Origin of the sequence: Streptosporangium sp. CA-135522 (genome assembly GCF_050949235.1) — a bacterium.
In the GTDB taxonomy this organism is placed as follows: Bacteria; Actinomycetota; Actinomycetes; order Streptosporangiales; family Streptosporangiaceae; genus Streptosporangium.
In genome coordinates, this window is record NZ_CP192026.1 from 7,548,553 (window position 1) to 7,567,969 (window position 19,417).

General features: G+C 71.8%; 19 protein-coding genes. 2 read left to right on the forward strand and 17 right to left on the reverse strand.

What is annotated here, in order from left to right; genetic code table 11:
- Positions 1 to 813 precede the first annotated feature (813 nt).
- Positions 814 to 1,617: an alpha/beta fold hydrolase gene (locus tag ACQPYK_RS35745; protein ID WP_433241152.1), complete on the reverse strand. Its 804-nt coding sequence runs from the start codon at positions 1,615 to 1,617 to the stop codon at positions 814 to 816.
- 569 nt (positions 1,618 to 2,186) lie between these two features.
- On the opposite strand from ACQPYK_RS35745, the gene ACQPYK_RS35750 reads away from it, so the two are divergent.
- The gene (locus ACQPYK_RS35750; RefSeq protein WP_433241155.1) at positions 2,187 to 3,377 is read left to right on the forward strand and encodes a cytochrome P450 family protein; all 1,191 of its coding nucleotides are present in this window, start codon (positions 2,187 to 2,189) and stop codon (positions 3,375 to 3,377) included.
- Positions 3,378 to 3,754: 377 nt separating this feature from the next.
- On the forward strand, positions 3,755 to 5,455 hold the full coding sequence (locus ACQPYK_RS35755; RefSeq protein ID WP_433241158.1) for a (2,3-dihydroxybenzoyl)adenylate synthase: 1,701 nt from the start codon (positions 3,755 to 3,757) through the stop codon (positions 5,453 to 5,455).
- 50 nt (positions 5,456 to 5,505) lie between these two features.
- On the opposite strand, the gene ACQPYK_RS35760 is transcribed toward ACQPYK_RS35755, so the two are convergent.
- The 16 genes from ACQPYK_RS35760 to ACQPYK_RS35835 form a co-directional block, all read right to left on the reverse strand.
- Positions 5,506 to 6,786, reverse strand: coding sequence for a cytochrome P450 (locus tag ACQPYK_RS35760; RefSeq protein WP_433241161.1), 1,281 nt, complete (start codon positions 6,784 to 6,786; stop codon positions 5,506 to 5,508).
- Entirely contained in the window at positions 6,783 to 8,396 is a 1,614-nt protein-coding gene (locus ACQPYK_RS35765) for an AMP-binding protein (RefSeq protein ID WP_433241164.1), read from the reverse strand. The genes ACQPYK_RS35760 and ACQPYK_RS35765 overlap by 4 nt, the downstream gene beginning before the upstream one ends.
- 32 nt (positions 8,397 to 8,428) lie before the next feature.
- Entirely contained in the window at positions 8,429 to 9,175 is a 747-nt protein-coding gene (locus tag ACQPYK_RS35770) for a class II aldolase/adducin family protein (protein ID WP_433241166.1), read from the reverse strand.
- A complete protein-coding gene (locus ACQPYK_RS35775; protein ID WP_433241169.1) occupies positions 9,172 to 9,297 on the reverse strand; it encodes a hypothetical protein in 126 nt (41 codons plus the stop codon). The genes ACQPYK_RS35770 and ACQPYK_RS35775 overlap by 4 nt, the downstream gene beginning before the upstream one ends.
- Positions 9,294 to 9,923 (reverse strand): 2-hydroxychromene-2-carboxylate isomerase, encoded by a 630-nt coding sequence (locus tag ACQPYK_RS35780; protein WP_433241172.1) that lies wholly within the window; start codon positions 9,921 to 9,923, stop codon positions 9,294 to 9,296. The genes ACQPYK_RS35775 and ACQPYK_RS35780 overlap by 4 nt, the downstream gene beginning before the upstream one ends.
- Positions 9,920 to 10,855: a hypothetical protein gene (locus ACQPYK_RS35785; protein WP_433241175.1), complete on the reverse strand. Its 936-nt coding sequence runs from the start codon at positions 10,853 to 10,855 to the stop codon at positions 9,920 to 9,922. Before ACQPYK_RS35785 ends, ACQPYK_RS35780 begins: the two co-directional genes overlap by 4 nt.
- On the reverse strand, positions 10,852 to 11,652 hold the full coding sequence (locus tag ACQPYK_RS35790) for an alpha/beta fold hydrolase (protein WP_433241178.1): 801 nt from the start codon (positions 11,650 to 11,652) through the stop codon (positions 10,852 to 10,854). The genes ACQPYK_RS35785 and ACQPYK_RS35790 overlap by 4 nt, the downstream gene beginning before the upstream one ends.
- Complete coding sequence (locus ACQPYK_RS35795) at positions 11,649 to 12,575, reverse strand: beta-ketoacyl synthase N-terminal-like domain-containing protein (RefSeq protein ID WP_433241181.1); 927 nt, start codon at positions 12,573 to 12,575, stop codon at positions 11,649 to 11,651. The genes ACQPYK_RS35790 and ACQPYK_RS35795 overlap by 4 nt, the downstream gene beginning before the upstream one ends.
- The gene (locus ACQPYK_RS35800) at positions 12,572 to 13,693 is read right to left on the reverse strand and encodes a beta-ketoacyl synthase N-terminal-like domain-containing protein (RefSeq protein ID WP_433241184.1); all 1,122 of its coding nucleotides are present in this window, start codon (positions 13,691 to 13,693) and stop codon (positions 12,572 to 12,574) included. Before ACQPYK_RS35800 ends, ACQPYK_RS35795 begins: the two co-directional genes overlap by 4 nt.
- Positions 13,671 to 14,792, reverse strand: coding sequence for a beta-ketoacyl synthase N-terminal-like domain-containing protein (locus ACQPYK_RS35805; protein WP_433241187.1), 1,122 nt, complete (start codon positions 14,790 to 14,792; stop codon positions 13,671 to 13,673). Before ACQPYK_RS35805 ends, ACQPYK_RS35800 begins: the two co-directional genes overlap by 23 nt.
- Positions 14,789 to 15,994, reverse strand: coding sequence for a beta-ketoacyl-[acyl-carrier-protein] synthase family protein (locus ACQPYK_RS35810; RefSeq protein ID WP_433241190.1), 1,206 nt, complete (start codon positions 15,992 to 15,994; stop codon positions 14,789 to 14,791). The genes ACQPYK_RS35805 and ACQPYK_RS35810 overlap by 4 nt, the downstream gene beginning before the upstream one ends.
- A 3-nt stretch (positions 15,995 to 15,997) precedes the next feature.
- The gene (locus ACQPYK_RS35815; RefSeq protein ID WP_433241193.1) at positions 15,998 to 16,261 is read right to left on the reverse strand and encodes an acyl carrier protein; all 264 of its coding nucleotides are present in this window, start codon (positions 16,259 to 16,261) and stop codon (positions 15,998 to 16,000) included.
- A complete protein-coding gene (locus ACQPYK_RS35820; RefSeq protein WP_433241196.1) occupies positions 16,258 to 16,800 on the reverse strand; it encodes a 3-hydroxyacyl-ACP dehydratase FabZ family protein in 543 nt (180 codons plus the stop codon). The genes ACQPYK_RS35815 and ACQPYK_RS35820 overlap by 4 nt, the downstream gene beginning before the upstream one ends.
- A complete protein-coding gene (locus tag ACQPYK_RS35825; protein WP_433241200.1) occupies positions 16,793 to 17,245 on the reverse strand; it encodes a hypothetical protein in 453 nt (150 codons plus the stop codon). Before ACQPYK_RS35825 ends, ACQPYK_RS35820 begins: the two co-directional genes overlap by 8 nt.
- A complete protein-coding gene (gene fabG / locus ACQPYK_RS35830) occupies positions 17,242 to 17,982 on the reverse strand; it encodes a 3-oxoacyl-[acyl-carrier-protein] reductase (protein ID WP_433241203.1) in 741 nt (246 codons plus the stop codon). Before fabG ends, ACQPYK_RS35825 begins: the two co-directional genes overlap by 4 nt.
- 240 nt (positions 17,983 to 18,222) lie before the next feature.
- A complete protein-coding gene (locus ACQPYK_RS35835) occupies positions 18,223 to 19,413 on the reverse strand; it encodes a CaiB/BaiF CoA transferase family protein (RefSeq protein ID WP_433241206.1) in 1,191 nt (396 codons plus the stop codon).
- Between the last annotated feature and the right edge of the window lie 4 nt (positions 19,414 to 19,417).

Genomic DNA, 19,417 nt, shown 5'->3' on the forward strand with positions numbered 1-19,417 from the left:
ACGGTGACGACCCCGGAGGTCGGACGCCGCGCGTACGCCAGATGGACCTCCCCGCCAAGACACTCGGCAACGCCTTCAAGAGGCGCCGGCGACCATGAAGCCCCCGGAATCACCGACCGAGAGCTTCCAGGTGTGGGCGCCATCAGTCCCTCCTCGCCACGCCTCCCGGGCCCCCGAGGGGCCCATGATGAAGCCCTTCGGCTCGCGGCCTGCCGCCGCCGGAAGGGTCCTGCCATCAGCACGGGCCGCGAGCCGGGCTTCCCCGGCATTCAGCATCCCAATTCGTGTCACTTATCGCACAAGGTGCTGACACAAGACCAATGGAACACTTTTCGCAGGGATGGCGTCAACGCGAAACGCCCCATACAGCAACTTGGAAGAAAGGGCGTTTCATATAGCGCGAAATGCCGCCCCCAGCAGCGCCGGACGACGTTTTTTCGACCGGTCTTCCGGCCCCGGCGGCGGCCCGAGAAAACGGGTGAATCCCGCGGACATCGAATTCCGGCGATCCTGGATTTCGCATGCCGGCCGTCACGGAATTCATCGGACGCCGACCATGTCGATCACCGGGAAAGGTGATCCCCACCGCCGGCCGGCGAGCCTCCCCCGCGCCCTACCGGCGGACCTTCCCCACGCCCGGCCGGCGGGCCTCCCCCCGCACGCCCCGCCACGCCCCGCCGGCGCGCGCCGACGACGAGGCGACCGATCTGCCCGGCCGGAGCTGCTCACCGGATCCATCCGGCCGGAATCATGACGACGCACGCGTCGGGACCCGATGCCACCACGACGTCGTCGATACCTGGCGTCCGGCGCTCAGTTCGCCTTCTTGGTGTCGGCGAAGAACTCCGCCAGCACCGGGGCGAGCGCCTCTCCGGCCACGCTGAAGTGATCCTGGCCCTCCAGGGTGCGGTGCTCCGCGCCAGGAACGGCCTCCACGACGGTCTTCACCGCGTTGCGGATCCAGCCGGGGCTCTCCCCGCCGTCGATCAGGAGCGTGGGAACCTTGATGGAGCTCACCCGTCCGGCCGGCATCGAGGAGTCGAGGACGAGGGTGGCGTCGTAGACGAGCGTGTGCGCCAGGCCCTCGAAGCCCGGCCACATGGGTGCGTGCCGCCACTGGGCGACGACCTCGACGGGGAGGTTCATGCCCGTCGTCACGAAGAGCTCGACCGCGTCGCCCCGGCGGTCCGACGAGATCAGCTCGCTGAGCGTGTCCACCAGGTTCTCCGGCATCGGGGGACGGCTGTCGTCGACGATGTAGGGCGCCTCCATCACCGCGAGTTTCGCGATGGGCGCGCCGCGGGTCGCCGCCTCGAGAGCGAGGGCGCCGCCGGAGGACAGGCCGAACACGGAGGCGGACCCGCCGGCGTCGGCGATGAGGGCTTCGAGGTCCTCGACCTCACGATCGACGGAGTAGGGCGCGGTGTCCCCGCTGTCGCCCCGGCCCCGGCGGTCGTAGTTGTAGACGGTGAAGTCCGACGCCAGCAGCGCGGCCAGCTGGGACAGCGAAGGGTGCGCCCGCTCGCTGAACGCGCCGCCGACCAGGATGACCGCCGGCCCCTCGCCCGAACGGTCGAAGGCGATGGTGGTGCCGTCACGCGAAGTTACCTTGCCCATGAGATCCCTTTCCAATCGTGTACACGATCCGGATGTGGATGTGCTGCGTTCCGTCGACCGATTGCGCCGGAGCCCCCGGCACACGATGTGCCGCGGCTGTCCTGGGGATCCGACACCGATCCACGGAGCATGTTGCTAAAAGCAAGTAAAGTCTGTCAACACAAGCTTGATATCGGGTAAAGATTAAGGTCAGCCGGAACGGCGAACGGCCCACGCTCCGGCACGTCCGCCTCCCATCACGGTGAGCACAGGCGAGGCCCGCCGTACCGCACGGTCCTGACCGGCGGATATCCGGCACACCGAAACGACGGCAACGGCGGAGCGCACCTCCAACGGCCACCGCACGGCGACCGGACCGCCGCCGCTGCCCCGCGGTCACCGGTACGGCCTTGCCTTCGAAGTCTCCGAACCCGGACAGGCGGCCCACGCGACAGCCTCACATCCGCTCCCACGGCGGCGCATCTTTCAAAGTGCGCTTCTGCCGCCGCGGCGGCCGGACAGGGCGAACCCGGGAAGCAGCGCACGGTGGAAGATGCACCGCGCCACGGCGGGAGGCGACGATGCGGGACATGATCGAAGTCCTGCAGAGCGCCGATTTCCTGCTGGCGGGCGCTCCACAGCGGCACGCCGAGTATGTACGGCTGCGCGGCACGAGCCCGGTACACCTCATCACGCTGCAGTCCGGCGGGACGGGATGGCTGGTGACCGGATACGAGGCGGCCCGCCAAGCCCTGGCGGACCCGCGCCTGCAGGGACGCACCGGCGCGGTCGGCGATCGCCGCGGCCTGCCCGAGGACGTACGGCTGGGCATGAACAGCCACATGCTCAACAACGACCCGCCCGACCACACACGCCTGCGGCGGTTGGTCTCCGCCGCGTTCACCCGCCGCCAGATGGAGCAGATGCGCCCCCGGATCCAGCAGGTCACCGACGGGCTGCTCGACGCGATGGACGGCAGGGACGAGGTGGATCTGGTCGAGGCGCTGGCGCTGCCGCTGCCGATCCGCGTGATCGGCGAGATGCTCGGCGTGCCCGAGGAGGATTCCGAGGCGTTCCACGGCTGGACGGAGACGCTCACCGCCAGCGCGCTGCCCCTCGGGCATCTCAGCGGCGCGGCCACCGAGATGATCGGCTACGTGCGTTCGCTGCTCGAACGCAAGCGGCGCCGGCCACGGGCCGACCTGCTGTCGGCGCTCGTCGCCGTGCGCGACGGCGACGACCGGCTCAGCGAGCACGAGCTGACGTCGATGGTCTTCCTGCTGCTGATCGCCGGCCACGAGACCACCGTGAACCTCATCGGCAACGCGGTGCTGGCGCTGCTGACCCATCCGCGGCAGTTGACCCGGCTGCGCGCCGAGGCGGAACTGCTGCCCGCCGCCGTCGAGGAGTTCCTGCGGTACGAGAGCCCGGTGCAGGCCGCGCTGCGATTCACCACCGAGGCGGTGGAGCTGGACGGTGTGACGGTCCCGGCCGGCTCGGTCGTCATCGTGTCGCTGCTGGCGGCCAACCGCGACCCGGCCCGATTCCCCGACGGCGATCGGCTGCGCCTGGACCGGGCCGACAACTCGCATCTGGCCTTCGGCCACGGGATCCACCACTGCCTCGGCGCGCCGCTGGCCCGCCTCGAAGGCGCCATCGCGATCGGCTCGCTGCTCGCCCGGTTCCCGCGGCTGCGGCTCGCCGTACCGGCCGAGGAGCTGGACTGGCGGGTGAGCCTGGTCATGCACGGGCTGGCCGAGCTGCCCGTCCGCCTCCGCTGACCGCTCCCGGCACCGGGTCCGGATACCGCCACGCTGCCCGCCGGACGCCGGCCGTGAAATGCCGTCGAGATCGGTTTTTCTGAGCATTTCAGGAGAAGCCGACAACAAGTGCACGTCGATACGATCGCGTCAACGAGAAGGGCCTCGTGGCCGGCCTGTGGGGGGGCGGCGACACTCGGCCGCCGCCTGGGGCAGGGCGGCACGACGCCGAAACCGCTGGTTCTTTGACTGGCCGACACGTGTCCCGAGGGCGCCCAGGGCGGCGTCCTGCCGGCCGCATCGCGACGTGCAGCGATCGAACGTCAATCCGTCGCAGCGACCGAAGAGGGGACTCGCCGCCCTGATCGCGATTGTCATCTTCATCAAGGAGGGGCGGCATGACAGTGACATCGATACAGCCGAGCAGCACCGGAATCGTTCCCTGGCCCGAGGACGTGATCGCGCGCTACGTCGCCAAGGGCTACTGGGAGGGGCGCGCGCTCGGCGCGCACTTTCTCGCCGTCGTGGACGCGACACCCGACGCGATCGCCCTCGTCGACGGCGAACTGCGGCTGAGCTACCGCGAGCTCATGGAGCGGGCGGACGGCACCGCGCTCCGGCTTCGCGCGCTCGGCCTGCGGCCGGACGACCGCGTCGTCGTACAGCTACCGAACTGCTGGGAGTTCGTCGTCCTGATCCTGGCGTGCCTGCGGCTCGGCGTGCTTCCCGTGATGGCGCTGCCCGCGCACCGCCGGCACGAGATGTCCTACCTGGCCAGGCACGCCGAGGCCAGGGCGATCGTCGTGCCGGACACGCTCAAGGGCTTCGACCACCAGGCGATGGCCCGCGCGATCGCCGACGACACCGCCAGTGTCGAACACGTCCTGGTCATCGGCACCGACGTCCGGGCCGGTAACGTCGACCTGCGGGCGCTGTGCGGGCCGGCCGAGGATCCGGCCGCCGCGCGTGCGGAACTCGACGAGGACGCGCCCGGCAGCCGCGCGGTGGCGCTCTTCCTGCTCTCGGGCGGCACGACGGGGCTGCCCAAGCTGATCGCCCGCACGCACGACGACTACGCCTACTACGCCAAGCGCACCGCCGAGGTCTGCGGTTTCGGCTCCGACACCGCCTACCTCGTGGTGCTGCCGCTGGGCCACAACTTCCCGCTGGGCGGAATCATGGGGACGCTGCTGGTCGGCGGTCGCGTGGTGATCGCCCCCTCACCGATCCCCGAGCAGGCGTTCCCCACGATCGAGCGCGAAAGGGTCACGGCCGCGGCCGCGGTCCCGGCGGTCGCGCAGCGGTGGCTGGAGTACCGCGAATCGGACAGGAGTCACGACATCGGCTCACTGGAGCTGCTGCTGGTCGGCGGCGCGCGGCTGGCCGACCACGTCGCACAGCAGGTCGCCCCGACGCTGGGCTGCGTCCTGCAGCAGGGGTACGGCATGGCCGAGGGCCTGACCAACCTCACCCGGCTGGACGACCCCGACGAGATCACCTGCCACACCCAGGGCCGGCCGATCTGCCCCGACGACGAGATCCTGCTGGTCGACGAGCAGGGTGAACCGGTCGCTCCGGGCGAGCCGGGAGTGCTGCTCACCCGCGGCCCCTACACCCCGCGGGGCTACTACCGGGCCGAGGAGCAGAACGCCCGCGCGTTCGTGGGAGACGGCTGGTACCGCACCGGCGACATCGTGCGTCGGCGCCCGGACGGCAACCTGATCGTCGAGGGCAGGGACAAGGACATGATCAACCGTGGCGGGGAGAAGATCTCCGCCGAGGAGGTCGAGAACTTCGCCTACCAGGTCGACGGCGTCAGCCTGGCCGCCGCGGTCGCGATGCCCGATCCCGACCTCGGTGAGCGTGTGTGCCTCTACGTGGTGCCGCACTCCGGGACGATCGTGCGTCTGGAGGACGTCCGGGCGGTGATGGAGGAGACCGGGGTGGCCCGGTTCAAGCTGCCCGAGCGGCTCGTCCTCGTCGATTCGCTGCCCAGCACCAACTTCGGAAAGATCGACAAGAAGGCGCTGCGCGCCGACATCGACGAGCGGCTCTCCATGGAGCGGGCCACCGCCGAAACCGTCATACCCGCGGCCTGACCCTCCTCACGGACGACGCGCGGGCGCCGGGGGCGCCCGCGCCGGGGAAGTCAGGTGCGTTGCGGCGCACCCGCGATCCGAGCCGGCATCGACTTGGCCCCGTTGACGAAGTTGGACTCCAGCCGCGCGACCGGGCCGGTCAACTCGAACGCGGCCAGGTGCGGCCGCATCGCGGTCAACAGCGCCGTCGCCTCCAGACGCGCCAGATGCGAGCCGAGGCAGAAGTGCGGGCCCATGCCGAAGGCGAGATGGGGGTTGGGATCACGGCCCAGGTCCAGCCGCTGCGGGTCGGCGAACACGGCGGCGTCCCGGTTGGCCGAGGTGTAGTAGATCACCACCTTGTCGCCCTCGGAGACGCGGCGTCCGCACAGCTCGGTGTCGCGGGTCGCGGTGCGGCGGAACTGCATGATCGGCGTGACCCAGCGGAGCAGTTCCTCCACCGCCGTCGGCACCGGCACCGCGCCGGACACCAGCCGGTCCCGCTCGGCCGGGTAGGCGGCCAGGGCCTCCAGCGACCCGGAGATCAGATGCCGGGTGGTCTCGTTGCCGGCGACCACCAGCAGCAGCCAGAAGTTGCAGAACTCCCGGTCCGACAGGCGCTGCCCGTCCACCTCGGCGTTGGCCAGCAGGCTGACGAGATCGCCGGTGGGGTTGTCCCGCCGTTCCATGGCCAGCCGCAGGGCGTACTGGAACGCCTCGACGAACGTCCTGCGGTAGGCCTCGACGTCGCCGCCGCCGTAGTCGGGGTCGTCGAAGCCGACGAGGTGGTTGCTCCACCGGTACAGCAGGTGCCGGTCCTCCCGGGGCATCCCGAGCAGGTCGGAGAGCACCAGCAGCGGCAGCTCGCAGGCCAGATCGGTGACCGCGTCGAACCGCCCGGCCCGCGCCACCCGGTCCACCAGGGCCGTGGCGTGCGCGGTGACGCTCTCGACGAGGCCGCGGACGGCGCGCGGGGTGAACACCGACGTCACCAGTCTCCTGATCCGCAGGTGCTGCGGCGCGTCCATGTTGACCAGCAGTTGCCTGGTCTGCCGCAGGTCCGCGGGCGTGCGCGGATCGACGAGGAAGGCGCCCTTGGCGCCCGAGGAGAACTCCTCCGGCCGGCGTGACACCGACAGCACCGCCTCGTGCGTGGTCACGGCCCAGAACCCGGAACCCCGTTCGGCGATCCGGCCGCCGCTACTGTGCCGCCACAGCAGCGGCTCCTGCACCCAGGACACCGGCTCGGTCAGGCGCAGCCGCGTGAACTCCTCGTGCGGCACCCCGGCGGCGTAGGTGACGGGATCGGCGATGTCCGGACGCCGCAGGGCGCCGGCCGTCGACGGGGTCATCGGGCTGCCTCCTTCGCCGGCGCGGACCCGGCCGGCGCCGAAACCGGCACCGAACCCAACGCCGAAACCGGCGCCGGAATCGAGAAGCTCTCGCGCAACGCGTCCTTGCGGAGCTTTCCGGTGGGCTCGCGAGGCAGCGCGTCCACGAGGTGGTAGGCGCGGGGGGTCTTGAAGCCGGCCAGCGAGCGGCGGCAGTGCCCGTCGAGCAGGGCCGGCAGGTCGTCCGGGGCGCCGGCCTCCCGTTCGATGATGCCGACGACCCGCTCGCCGAACTCGTCGTCCGGCACCCCGATCACCGCGACGTCCCGCACCGCGGGGTGGGCCAGCAGGACGGCCTCGACCTCGGCGGGGTAGACGTTGACCCCGCCCGAGACGATCAGGTCCTGCGCACGGCCGGTGAGGAACAGGAATCCGTCCTCGTCCAGGTGGCCCAGCTCGCCGTAGGTGAAGGTGTCCGGCGCCAGGTGCGCGGACCGGGTCTTGTCGGGGGCGTTGTGGTAGTGGAAGCTCTTGGCCGTCCTGCGGCGCACGAAGACCCTGCCGGACTCGCCGGGCGGCAGCGGCGTGCCGTCGTCGCCGACGACGACGACCTCGCCGGGCGGGACGGCGCGGCCCACGCTGCCGGGGCGGCGCAGCCAGTCGCCGGAGTCGATGAGGGTCACCACCCCGCCCTCGGTCGCCCCGTAGTACTCCGTCAGGACCGGCCCCCACCAGTCGATCATCTTCCGCTTCACGTCGATCGGGCAGGGTCCGCCGCCGTGCCAGACCACGCGCAGGCTGGCCCCGGAGAAGGCGCGTCTCGCCGTTTCGTCCAGGCGCAGCAGCCGTACGAGCTGTGTCGGCACCAGGTGGACCGCGGTGATCTGCTCGCGGTCGATGACCTCCAGGGTGGCCGCGGGATCGAAGTGGCCGCGGATGACCAGGCGGCAGCCCTGCAGCAGCCCGAGCAGCGCGAAGAACAGCTGCGCCGAGTGATACCACGGGCCGTCCAGCAGGAGGCGCTCGCGCGCCGGCACGCCCAGCACCACGCGGGCGTAGTCGGCCAGCCTGGCCACCCTGGAGAACGGCGCGCCGACCACGAACAGGCCGTTGACGACGCCCTTGGGGGCCCCGGTGGTGCCGGAGGTGTAGAGCATGGTGGACCCGCAGCACTGTTGCGCCGGCTCACCGGGGCCGGCCGAGGCCAGCAGCGGCTCCACGGCGGCGAACCCGTCGTGGTCCCGCTCTCCGACGGCCAGCAGCACCGTGCACGAGCCGGTCACCCGGGCGGCCGCACGCGCCGCCACCGGCGCGTAGGCCTCCTCGACGACCAGTGCCCGGCTACCCGAGTCTGCCAGGATGTAGGCGATCTCGGGCTCGGTGAGGTGCCAGTTGACCGGCACGACGGTGATGCCGGTGTGCAGGCACGCGAGCAGCACCTCGAAGGTCTCGCGCCGGTTGCCGAGGACGCACGCGAGCCGGTCCCCGGTCCCCAGTCCGCGGCTGGTGAGCAGGTCGATCCACCGGTTCACCCGCTCCCCCAGCAGGCTCCAGCTCACCGCGCCGTGGCCGTCCACGATGGCGGTGCCGGCGCCGTCGCCGGAGATGTAGTCGTTCAGCAGCGTTGGCATGGCGGGCTTGTCCCTCTCGGAGTCCGGACCGGCTAGTCGAGCAGATCGGGCTGGGCGCGGACGATGTCGGCGTACATCGGGCGGAAGTTGAGCCGCCCCATCCCCGGCGAGCCCATGGTCGCGCCGGTCGCCCGTGCCACGTCCGGATGGATGCGCACCGGTGTGCCGGCCGCCTCCGCCAGCAGCTGCACCTGGCAGGAGCGCTCCATGGTCACGAACCACCAGGCCGCTTCCTGCACCGATCCGCCGACGGTGAGCAGGCCGTGGTTGCGCAGGATCACCGCCTTGCCCGAGCCGAGCCGTTCGGCGATGCGCTTGCCCTCGTCGGAGTCGAGCACCACGCCTTCGAAGCCGTCGAACACCTCGTGGTCCTCGTAGAAGGCGCAGGCGTCCTGGGTCAGCGGGTCCAGCCGCCTGCCGAGCGTCGACCAGGCCCGGCCGTGGACGGAGTGGGTGTGCGCGGCCGCCACGACGTCCGGCCGCGCGGCGTGCACCTGCGAGTGGATGACGAACCCCGCCGGGTTGACGCCGCCGGTCCCCGACACGACAGTGCCCCCGGCGTCGACGAGCAGCAGGTCACTGACGCGCACGTGCCCGAAGTGGACGCCGAATGGGTTGATCCAGAAATGCTCGGGTTCGCCCGGGTCGCGGGCGGTGATGTGACCGCCCGCGCCCTCGTCGAACCCCAGCCGGGCGAAAAGCCGCAGGGACGCGGCGAGGCGCTGCTTGCGGTACAGCCGCTCCTCCTCCAGCGTCCGCCGAGGGCGAGCGGGAGTCATCCGCAACCGCCCGCGGAGTCGGTGTCGTACAGGTCCGCCCCGTTGATCAGCTCGATCGGGATGCCGTACCAGGGGCTGTCCACGTCGTCGTCGACCTCTGTCAGGGTGTCCGGCCGGATCATGCGTTCGCTCCTTGCAGTACGGGCCGCCACGCGTCCAGGAACGCGTCCAGCCGGTCGAAGCCCCAGAACCTGTGGCGTCCCCATTTCAGGTAGGGGATGCCGAAAACGTCGTCGAGGTAGGCCTGGTAGAGGCTGCCGACGGCCTCCGCGCGGATGTCCGGGTCCCCGGCCGCGGCGATGGCGGCCTCGGGGTCCAGCCCCGCCTGCCGGGCGGCCGCCCGGACCACCTCGGGATCGCAGATGTTGTCGCCCCGGCCCCAGCGCGCCTCGGTGACGGCGTCGTAGAACTCCCACGCCCGTCCCTGCCGCCGCGCGTACAGCCACGCCAGGTGCGGCAGCTCCCACCACGGGTCGACGTCGATCGGCCAGGCCATCGCCAGCCCCTGTTGCTGGGCCAGCCGCTTGGTGTCCAGCAGCATGTACAGGTGCTTGGCCCGGCTCATCTGGATGTAGTGGAACTCCCCACCGCGCTCGGCCAACGCGCGGCCGGTCTGCTCGTCCGGGTCCCAGTAGGGGAAGAAGTCCACGGTCTCGCACGCGTCCGGCACCGCTTCGCGCAGGCGCAGGACGGTCAGCCAGCTGTAGGGGCTCCGGAAGGAGAAGTACAGGCGCGGGCGCCGGCTCATGATGCGCCTCCCGTCAGCGCGCGCACCACGCCGTCGTCCAGCTGGGCCATGCCGCCGGCGCCCTCGCCGGCCGCGATCGCGTACCCGTGCAGGATCTGCGCGGTGGCGACGTGGACGAGCTCGTCGCCGCGCTGGACGTAGCAGTCCATGCGGCCGTCGAACATGATCCCGCGCAGGACGTCGGTGACGGTGAACACCGTGTGGATCGTCTCCTCCATGTGGGCGGCGGCGATCAGCCGCACGCGCGCCCGGGACACCACCGGGATCCACGACCGCTCACGCAGCATGCGCCCGACGGAGATGCCCCGGTCGGCCAGGAAGCGGTCGACGACCTCTTCCAGCGCCCGCACGAACCCGGAATGCTGAACGCGATCGGAGAAGTGGCAGTAGAAGTAGGGGGCCCGCCAGGACCACAGGAAGGCGGCCGGATCGGCGGTGAGCGCCGCCTGCGCCGTCTGCCCGGCGGCCAGGTGCAGATCGGCCGGGCGGGCGACCGTGCCGGCCTCGGCCAGGTCCGCCACCTCCAGCGCGGCCAGCGGCTCCGGAGCAGGCCGGTGGGCGTCCGCGGTCCGCTCGCGCACCAATGCCACGCGTACCTTGCCGCGCAGCACGACGACCTCGCCTCCGTCGCGCACCACCGAAAGCTGCACGGTCAGCAGGTTGCCCTTACCGGCCGTGACCTGCGCGCGCACGTCGTCGTCGAGTTCGAGTACGGCCGGCAGCTGGATCGAGCTGTCGACGATCTCCATGCCGAGACCGTGCTCCAGGAACAGGTTCCGGGAGCCGGTGCCCTGGTCGATCAGCCACTGCAGCACCGCCTGCTCGACCAGGTAGGTGAAGTGCTTGAAACCGATCCAGGTGCGGATGTTGGCGCCCTCGTAAGCCGGGCGGCCGTACACCACGGTCGGTTCCGGGTGAATGGTCACGGTCATCGGAATTCCCCTACCGTCCTGGTTGTGGCACGGGCGACATCGACAAGGTTCGCGACCTGCGCCGCGACGCCGCGAGCGTGCCGAATGTGGCAGAAGTGGTCGTAATCGTGGTGGATCCGTAGGTCGGCTCCCGGGATCCCGTCGGCGAGCGCGGTGGCCGCCTCCAGCGACAGGGTCGGGTCGGCGCCTCCCGCCAGCACGAGCGTCGGCAGTCCGACGTTGCCCAGCGGGAGGTCGGCGCTCGCCGCGAACTGCTCGAACACCGTGAGGAAGCCGGACGGTCCCACCCGGTCCAGCGCCATGTCCATCATGGTCTCCAGCACTCCGGGCTCGGTCGAGTCGGCCCGGACGCCCATCCGCGCCCGCAGGCCGTCCCGGATGTGCTGGACGAACGTGCTCCGGGAGCGTTCGAACATGCGCCAGGTCACCGGGTGGCGCGGCAGCCGGTAGAGCGGGCACACCAGGGCCGCGGCCCGCCCGGGACGCGAGTCGAGCGCGCACAGCAGTTCGAGGGTGGCGTTGGCTCCGAAGGAGTGCGCCACCACCGCGTCGGGGGCGGTGTCGAGAAGGTCGAGCCCGTCCCCCAGCCACTGTCCGGCCGGCCTGGTACGCCAGCGGTAGTCGTTGCCCGGCCGCCACGGCAGGTCGAGCGCGACCAGCCGCCAGTCCGGGTCCAGCTCCGCCGCCAGCGGCAGCCAGCTCGTCCAGGAGTCCTCAAGCCCGTGCGCGAACACGACGAACGGGGCGCCCGGGACACCTTGCGCCAGCGTGTGCACCTTGATCGCCGATCTGATCACCGATACCTCCCGACCGTGACGGGTTCCGCCGAGCTGACCAGCGCGGCCCGTGAGCCGTCCTCGCTGTCGCAGCGGACGCCGACGGGGCCGTGCCCCTCGTCGGCGGCCAGGTGTGCGGCGAGGGCGAGCGCCACCACGCCTTCCGCGCCGTAGCAGTCGCCCCAGTGCGCCGCCGGGTCGAACCCGTCCCGGCCGATCGTGATCCGCCGCGGCCGGGGCCACGGCCCGGCCGCGGGCACCGGCTCGACCAGTGCCCGGCCCGGCGGGCCGCCGGCCTCCGGCCGCCACGCCTCGAGCACCACGCATGCCGCCCCGGCGCGCAACGGCCGCGCCGGGCCGCCCGCGGCGTGCAGCGCCGTGGCCACCTCGTCGGCGGGTTCGGCGCCGACGAGGACGACCCGTTCGGCTCGGCGGGCACGCAGCAGCAATCCCGCGAGCCGTACCCCGTCCAGGCCGGCCGTCGCACCCGAGCAGACCATCAGGTTGGGGCCGCCGAAGCCGAACCACAGCGCGACGGTGCTGGCGACGACGTTGCTGGAGACATTGGGCGCGTCGAGCACGCTGACGCCCCGACCGCCCTCGGCGGCGATGGTGCGCGTGACCTTTGCGACCGTCTCGACGTTTCCCAGGTTGCTGCAGGCCACCACGGCGACCTCCGGGGCCAGGGGCCAGTCGGGCCGCTGCCCCGGCCGCAGTCCCAGTGCCCGGTGCACCGCGCACAGCGCCAGCCGCGTCGCCGGCTCCTTGTACAGCAGGCCCTTGCGCCCGAGGAGCTCCTTGGCCTGGTCGGGGGCGGGTGAGTCGTCGTCGGCCCAAGCACCGGCGGGCTCGCCCAGATGCGCGGCGAGCGCCTCGCCGGGACGCACGCCCGGCAGATGCAGGCTCCAGCCGGTCGCGAGCAGCGGTTCCGCGGAAATCCTCACGCCGCCTCCAGCAGGGTCACGGCGTTGACGCCGCCGAAGCCGAACGCGTTGACCTGGATCAGCTCGGGCCGCAGCGGGACCGGCGCGCCGACCACGAACCGCAGCCCGTCGCCCTCCTTCAGCGCCTCGCGCTGGCCGGCCACCGGCGGGACCACGCCCTCGGCCAGGCAGCGCAGCGCCACGTCCACGTTGACCAGCGACGCGCCTCCCGAGGTGTGGCCGACCGAGCCCTTGACCCCGGTCACCAGCGGCGCGCCTCCGGCGCCCAGCACGACCTCGCGCAGCGCCTCGCACTCCACCGGGTCGTTGAGTTCGGTGCCGGTGCCGTGCGCGACCACGAGATCCACGGCGGACGGATCGCGGTCGGTGCGGTGGAAGGCGTCGCGCATCGACCGGCAGATGCCCGCGACGTCGGGCGCGGTCTGGTGGTGGGCGTCGCAGGAGAGCCCGGTGCCGGCCAGCCGGGCCAGCGCGCGCCCCTGCCAGGATTCGGCCACGACCACGAGCGCGGCCGCGCCCTCACCGAGCAGGACGCCGTCCCGGTCGCGGTCGAACGGGCGCACCCGCTCGGTCCGGCCGGGGGCCACCCTGCCGATCATGGCGAGCATCGACTGCGTCATGGTGTCGGCCCCGCCGACCACGACGGCGTCGGCCTCGCCCAGCTCCACCAGGTCCTGCGCCAGCGCCAGGGCGTGCCCGCCGGCGCTGCAGGCGTTGGAGATGGTGATCACCTCGCTCACGCCGGGCAGCGCCTCCCGCACCACGTCGCCGAAGTGCAGGCGCCGCGGCGGGAAGGACGATCCCGTCAGCGCCCAGTCCTCGACCGCCGACAGCTCCCGCAGACCGGTGCCGACGAGTGCCGCCACCCGTTGCCGCGTGGTGTCCAGACCGGCCTGCCGCGCGGCCTCGGCGACGCACTCGGCGAGCAGCCGTCCGGCGCGGAAGGGCCGGTTGGGATCGTCGGCGCCGACGTGGTAACCGGCGAACACGTTGAGCCTGGCCGGATCCCCGTGCCGCAGCGGGCCCGCGCCGCACTCGCCGCGCAGCAGCGCGGCGAACGTCTCCGCGCCCGCACCGAGGCAGGTGCGTACGGCGCTACCCGCGATCAGTGCCGGCATCGGCGTATCCCTTCACGATCGCGGCGCCGACGGCGCCGTCCGCGCCGCGGGCGGTCAGCATGCTCAGCCCCTCCGCGGCGACCCCGTCCTTGCCCGCCGCCAGCAGTACGGCGAGCGCGACCGCGCCGGAGGCCGCGTCGCACTCCCCGAAGAGCCGCTTGGCCATGATCCGCCGCGGTCGGTGTCCCAGCGCGTACGCCACCGGCCCGTACTCCCGGCGATCGGCTTCGTCGCCTTCGCAGGTGAGCACCGTGGAGATGGCGTCCGGATCGACTCCCGCGCGGCGCAGGACCCGGTTCACGCATCCGCTCAGCGCGCGCTCGGCCTGCTCGCCGCCGCCGGGGCCGTAGCCCGTGCTCACCGCGAGGATGCGTGCCGAGCGGCGCGACCCGGCCCAGACCGGCGCCTGCGGGCTCGTCAGCGCGAACATGCCCGCGGCCTCTCCGGCGGCGACCGTCGTGGTGGAGCCGGTGAGGTGGGAGGCCCAGGCCCGGTGCGGCGTGTACTCCTCGACCGCCCCGGTGAGCATCACGTCCGCGTATCCGCGTTCGATGACGTTGCCGGCGTAGCGGACCGCGTTCAGGAACGCCAGCGCGCCGCCCGCGATCGTCACGTTGACGCCGCGCAGGCCGAACCGGATGGCCACCTGCCCGGCCGCGCAGTTCATCACCGTGTTGGGGAACAGCATCGGGTTGACCAGGTAGGGCTTGTCCTGCACCAGAGTCTCACGGCTGTAGTCGCTGGTGGACTTGAAGCTGCCGAGACTGGTGCCGAGCACGACGCCGATGCGTTTCCTGGTGACGTCGTCGACGGTCATGCCCGCCTCGCGCAACGCCTCCTGGCAGCAGACGACGGCCAGCGCCGTGGTCCGGTCGTAGGAGCCGGTGCCTTTGCGCCCGAGCCGGGCGCGCACGTCGAAGTCGGCCAGCGCGTGGCCGTCCGGCGCGGGAAGCGGCTCCTCGTACAGATGACCGACACCGACCCCGGGGCTGACCGGGACCGCGCTCAGCTCCCTGCCGGCCAGCCGCCCGGCCAGCGCGTCCACGCCGACGCCCGCGGAGCTCAGCGCGCTCCAGCCGGTGATCACGACCCCGGTCATGCGACTGCTCCCAGCATCACGATGGCGTTGTTGCCGCCGAAGGCGAACCCGTCGTTCTGGACCACCCGCACGTCGGCCTGCCGGGCGACGTTCGGCACCGGGTCGATGCCCTGCATCTCCGGGTCGGGGGTGAGCCAGTTGATCGTCGGCGGCAGGAAGCCCCGGTCGATCGCCATGACGGACGCGATCGCGCCGAAGCCGCAGGCCGCGCCCATGGTGTGGCCCATCATGGACTTGATCGAGCTGACCGGCGGCGGCCGCTGCCCGAAGACCTCCAGGATCGCCCGGCTCTCCACCAGGTCGTTGGCGGGCGTGCCCGTCCCGTGCGCGCAGATGTAGTCCACCTCCTCCGGCTTGACCCCGGAGTTGCGGTGGGCTATCCGCATGCACTCGGCGATGCTCGACGCGTCCGGGGAGACCGGGTGGGTGGCGTCGCAGTTGAGGCCGTATCCCAGCAGCTCCGCGTAGATCCGGGCGCCGCGCGCCCGCGCGTGCTCGAACGTCTCCAGCAACAGCACGGCTCCGCCCTCACCGGTGAGGATGCCCGAGCGATCCCGGTCGAACGGCGAGCAGGCGGTGTCGGTCAGGGCGCCGAGGCGGTAGAACCCGGCGTGCGCCCACCGGCACACCGAGTCCGCGCCCCCGGCGAACACCACGTCGGCCTCGCCGGTGACCAGCAGGTCGTAGGCGTAGCCGATGGCGTAGTTGCTCGCCGAGCACGCGGTGGCGATGGTCAGCGACTCACCGAGCAGGCCCAGCTCCTCGCTGACGGCGTTGGCCAGCCGGTTGGCCGGCAACTGCGCCAGCAGGGCCGGGTCCTGCGCCGGGAACCCGCCGTTCACGATCTGCGCGGTCAGGGCCTCGGCCACCGTCGACTCACCGCTGGTGGTGCCGATGACCGCATGTGCCCGTCCGGGTGCGACCGCTCCCAGATCCAGCGCGCCGTCGTCCACCGCCAGCCTCGCCGCACTGGCGGCGAACTGGCTCGACCGCGCCCACTTCGCCGGATCCAGCCGGCGCAGGTGATCGTCGGGGTTGAAGTCGCGCACCTCGCCTGCGTTCTGATGCGGGAACCCGGCCGGATCGAAGCTGGTGATCCGCGAGATGCCGGACCGTCCGGCATGCAGCGCGTCGGTGAACGCCGACACGCCGACACCGATGCTCGACACAGGACCGAGCCCGGTCACCGCGACGCGGACCATGGCTCAGCCCTGCCGGCTGGAGTGCCGGTTGAGCGCGGCGTGGACCGCCTTCAGGTTGCGCAGCTCGGGCAGTTCGGCCTGAGGGATCTCGACCTTGTACTGCTTGTCGATGCGCGCCAGGATCTCGATGGCGCGCAGCGAGTCCGCGCCGTAGTCCTCGATGAAGTCACCTGTGTCGTTGAGCTCCTCCGGCTCCAGTTCGAGCACCTCGGCGACGATGTCGCGGAGCTCCTCCAGCTGCTGGTTTTCCTGCTCTACCTGCGTCATCGCGATCCTTCCCATACTGACGGCACCCTCGGTGGGGTTGACGCTGGACCACCCGCGGAAACGGCGGGCGGCACGGAGCCAGACGGACGCACGGGGCGCCGCGTGGCGATCAGGGTGGCGACGGTGGCGACACGCCGGTCGCCGACCCAGGTCTCGCCGGAGGCGAAAGCCGTGTCGGCGAGCACGGAGTCCAGCCGGACCTCATGTCGCAGGACGTCGCCCGGATGGGCGGTTCCCTCGAAGCGGTAGTTCCTGGCGCCCACGAACATCAGGACCTGGTCGTCGTCCGCAGCGGGCGCGCGGCCGTCCAGCCACAGCAGCGCGGCGCTCTGCCCGAGTGACTCGATCATCAGTGAGCGCGGGTAGTCATAGCACCGGCTTTCGGCGCCGTCCTGGAGTCCCGCGTAGCAGGGCTCCGTCCCGGTGATCGCCTTGATGGTGCGAATCGACTTTCCCGGGTGGAGCTCCAGAACCCGATCCACCAGCAGCAGCGGGTAGCGCTGCGGCAGGATCGCCCTGATGTCGGCGTGTTCACGCATGGGCGGCCTCACCTCGGTCGAAGTCGGCGCGGATCCGCGCCGTCGTGGTGCCGTCGCGGCGCGACCCCTGCGCGGTGACCTCCCAGCCGCCCTCGGGTCCCGGCGACGCGGTGATCTGGAGGGTCAGCTCGTCCCCGTCCAGCAGGGGGGCCAGGAAGCGGACCGACCGCACCGAGCGCAGGACCAGGGGCGTGGCGGGATCCACCCCCAGGGCCAGGTTCATGACCTGGCACAGCGCCTCGACGACGAACACGCCGGGGAAGACGGCCAGGCCGGGGAAGTGGCCTCGGAGGTTCGGGTCGTCGCCGCGCACGCCGACCCGCGCGGTCAGCGTCAGCTCGTCCCCCTCCTGCCCGGACCGCCAGGAGTCCACCGCGCGCAGCGGCGCCGCCATCGGCGGCACGTCGGGCGCCGCGATCCACTCGACATCGACCGTGCTGGTCACAGCGTGATCCCCCCGTCCACCTGGAAGACCTGGCCGGTGATGTAGGAGGCGCTGTCCGACAGCAGGAACGCGACGAGGTCGGCCACCTCCTCGGGCCTGCCGAAGCGGCGCACCGGGATCTGGGTGAGCGCCTGGGTGCGCAGCTTGTCGCCCAGGACGTCGGTCATGTCGGTCTCGATGAAGCCCGGGGCCACCACGTTGACGCGCACGCCGTAGGCGGCGACCTCCTTGGCCAGCGACTTGCTGAAGCCGATGATGCCGGCCTTGCTGGCCGCGTAGGCGGTCTGGCCCGCGTGGCCGTACACTCCCGCCACCGAGGACATGTTGACCACCGAGCCGCGGCGGCTCTTCATGAAGCGGAACGCCATGGCCCGGCAGAGGTTCCAGGTGCCGGTGAGGTTGGTCGCCTGCACCGCGTTCCAGTCCTCGTAGGAGGCCAGCACCAGCGGGCTGTCCTTGGTGATGCCGGCGTTGTTGACCAGGAAGTCGATCGTGCCGAGCTCCTCCTCGGCGGTGCGCACGAACTTCTCCACCGCCTCGGGATCCGACACGTCGCACTCCGCGAAATAGCAGGGCACGCCGTGCACCCGCACGTCGGCCTCGGTCTGCCGCGCCGCTTCGCTGGCGGTGCTGTGGCAGCCGGCGATCGCGTAGCCCTCGCGGGCCAGCCGCAGAGCCACCGCACGGCCGATGCCGCGCGAGGCCCCGGTGACCAGTGCCCGGTGCTGCTCAGCCACTCCGCCTCCTCGTGTGAGAACGCCTGCCGTGGGCGACGGCGCCGCATTCACCACCGCATTCGATCCGAATACGGCACTGCATTTGCGTCGCATTCACCACCGCATTCGGCCTCGAATTCGATCCGATATTCGGATCCGCATTCGATGCCGCATTCGGCGTCGCATTTGCGCCACCGGCGGCAGACTCGCATGTTGTGCGTTGTCTAAACTTTATAAAATCGGCCGCTAAAACTGCTTCTTTTATGTTGCTGCGTCGTTTTCCAACTCGGCCAGCACCTCGGCGGTGTCGGCTCCCGGCGCCGGCGCGGCGCGCCGGATTCCGGTCGGTGTGCGGGAGAACTTCACCGGCGGGCCGACGAGCGGCGCGCGGGAGCCGTTGCTCAGCACGGTCTCCTGCAACATCCCGCGCGCCGCGACGTGCGGGTCGGCCGCGGCCTCGGTGAGCGTGCGCACCGGTGCGACGACGAGACCGCGCTCGGACAGCGCGGCGACGGCCCCGGACACAGTCCGCCCGGCACACCATCCGGCGACGATCCGGTTGATCTCGTCCCGGTTGGCCAGCCGCTCCTTGTTGGTCGCGTAGCCGTCCGCACCTCCCAGCTCCGGCCTGCCCATCACCTCGGCCAGCGCCCGCCAGTGCTTGTTGAGCGCCACCGCGAGGTAGAGGTGCCCGTCCAGGCACGCGTAGACGTTGGACGGCACCACGAAATCGGTCTCGTTGCCGAGCCGGGGCGGAGGGGCGCCGGTCGCCGCGAGCGTGGGCAGCCCGCTGCTGCTGAACAGCAGGCTGTCCATCATGGACACGTCGACGTGCTGCCCCTCGCCGGTGCGCGTGCGATGCGCCAGCGCCGCCAGCGCGCCGATCGCGGCGTGCAGACCGGCCAGCTCGTCGGCCAGGAACGTGGGCGCCCGGACCGGCGCGCTCCCGGGAAGGCCGTTGAGGTCCATCCAGCCGCCGGCCGCCTGGATGACCGGGTCGTAGGCGGGCAGGTGCGCGTTCGGCCCGTACTGCCCCCAGCCGGAGACGGACACGAACACGATGTCCGGCCGCACCCGGCGACAGTCCTCGTAGCCGATCCCCCAGCCGTCCAGGGTGCCGGGCTTGTAGTTCTCCACCACCAGGTCCGCGGTGGCGACCAGGCGCAGGAAGCACTCCCTGCCCTCCGCCTCGCGAAGGTCCAGGCCGACGCTGCGCTTGTTGCGGCGCACCGTCTCCCGAAACCACGACAGCCCGGTGCCCGGGATGTCCGGCGGCACCTGACCGTCCCGCCCGCCCGGCAGCTCCACGCTGACCACGTCGGCGCCCAGGTCGGCCAGCACGCAGGTGGCCAGCGGACCGGACCACACCTTCGTCACGTCGAGGACCCGGACGCCCTGCAACGGCCCCGTCGAATCGCTCAGCGACTCCCGGTGGAAATCCTGCTCGCGCATGTCG

Coding starts and splice junctions, on each gene's coding strand:
- ACQPYK_RS35745 (WP_433241152.1), bottom strand. CDS start 1,617: ATGGGCAAGGTAACTTCGCGTGACGGCACCACCATCGCCTTCGACCGT.
- ACQPYK_RS35775 (WP_433241169.1), bottom strand. CDS start 9,297: ATGATCCGGCCGGACACCCTGACAGAGGTCGACGACGACGTGGACAGC.
- ACQPYK_RS35820 (WP_433241196.1), bottom strand. CDS start 16,800: ATGCGTGAACACGCCGACATCAGGGCGATCCTGCCGCAGCGCTACCCG.
- ACQPYK_RS35800 (WP_433241184.1), bottom strand. CDS start 13,693: ATGCCGGCACTGATCGCGGGTAGCGCCGTACGCACCTGCCTCGGTGCG.
- ACQPYK_RS35760 (WP_433241161.1), bottom strand. CDS start 6,786: ATGACCCCGTCGACGGCCGGCGCCCTGCGGCGTCCGGACATCGCCGAT.
- ACQPYK_RS35815 (WP_433241193.1), bottom strand. CDS start 16,261: ATGACGCAGGTAGAGCAGGAAAACCAGCAGCTGGAGGAGCTCCGCGAC.
- ACQPYK_RS35835 (WP_433241206.1), bottom strand. CDS start 19,413: ATGCGCGAGCAGGATTTCCACCGGGAGTCGCTGAGCGATTCGACGGGG.
- ACQPYK_RS35765 (WP_433241164.1), bottom strand. CDS start 8,396: ATGCCAACGCTGCTGAACGACTACATCTCCGGCGACGGCGCCGGCACC.
- ACQPYK_RS35780 (WP_433241172.1), bottom strand. CDS start 9,923: ATGAGCCGGCGCCCGCGCCTGTACTTCTCCTTCCGGAGCCCCTACAGC.
- ACQPYK_RS35810 (WP_433241190.1), bottom strand. CDS start 15,994: ATGGTCCGCGTCGCGGTGACCGGGCTCGGTCCTGTGTCGAGCATCGGT.
- ACQPYK_RS35755 (WP_433241158.1), top strand. CDS start 3,755: ATGACAGTGACATCGATACAGCCGAGCAGCACCGGAATCGTTCCCTGG.
- ACQPYK_RS35805 (WP_433241187.1), bottom strand. CDS start 14,792: ATGACCGGGGTCGTGATCACCGGCTGGAGCGCGCTGAGCTCCGCGGGC.
- ACQPYK_RS35785 (WP_433241175.1), bottom strand. CDS start 10,855: ATGACCGTGACCATTCACCCGGAACCGACCGTGGTGTACGGCCGCCCG.
- ACQPYK_RS35770 (WP_433241166.1), bottom strand. CDS start 9,175: ATGACTCCCGCTCGCCCTCGGCGGACGCTGGAGGAGGAGCGGCTGTAC.
- ACQPYK_RS35750 (WP_433241155.1), top strand. CDS start 2,187: ATGATCGAAGTCCTGCAGAGCGCCGATTTCCTGCTGGCGGGCGCTCCA.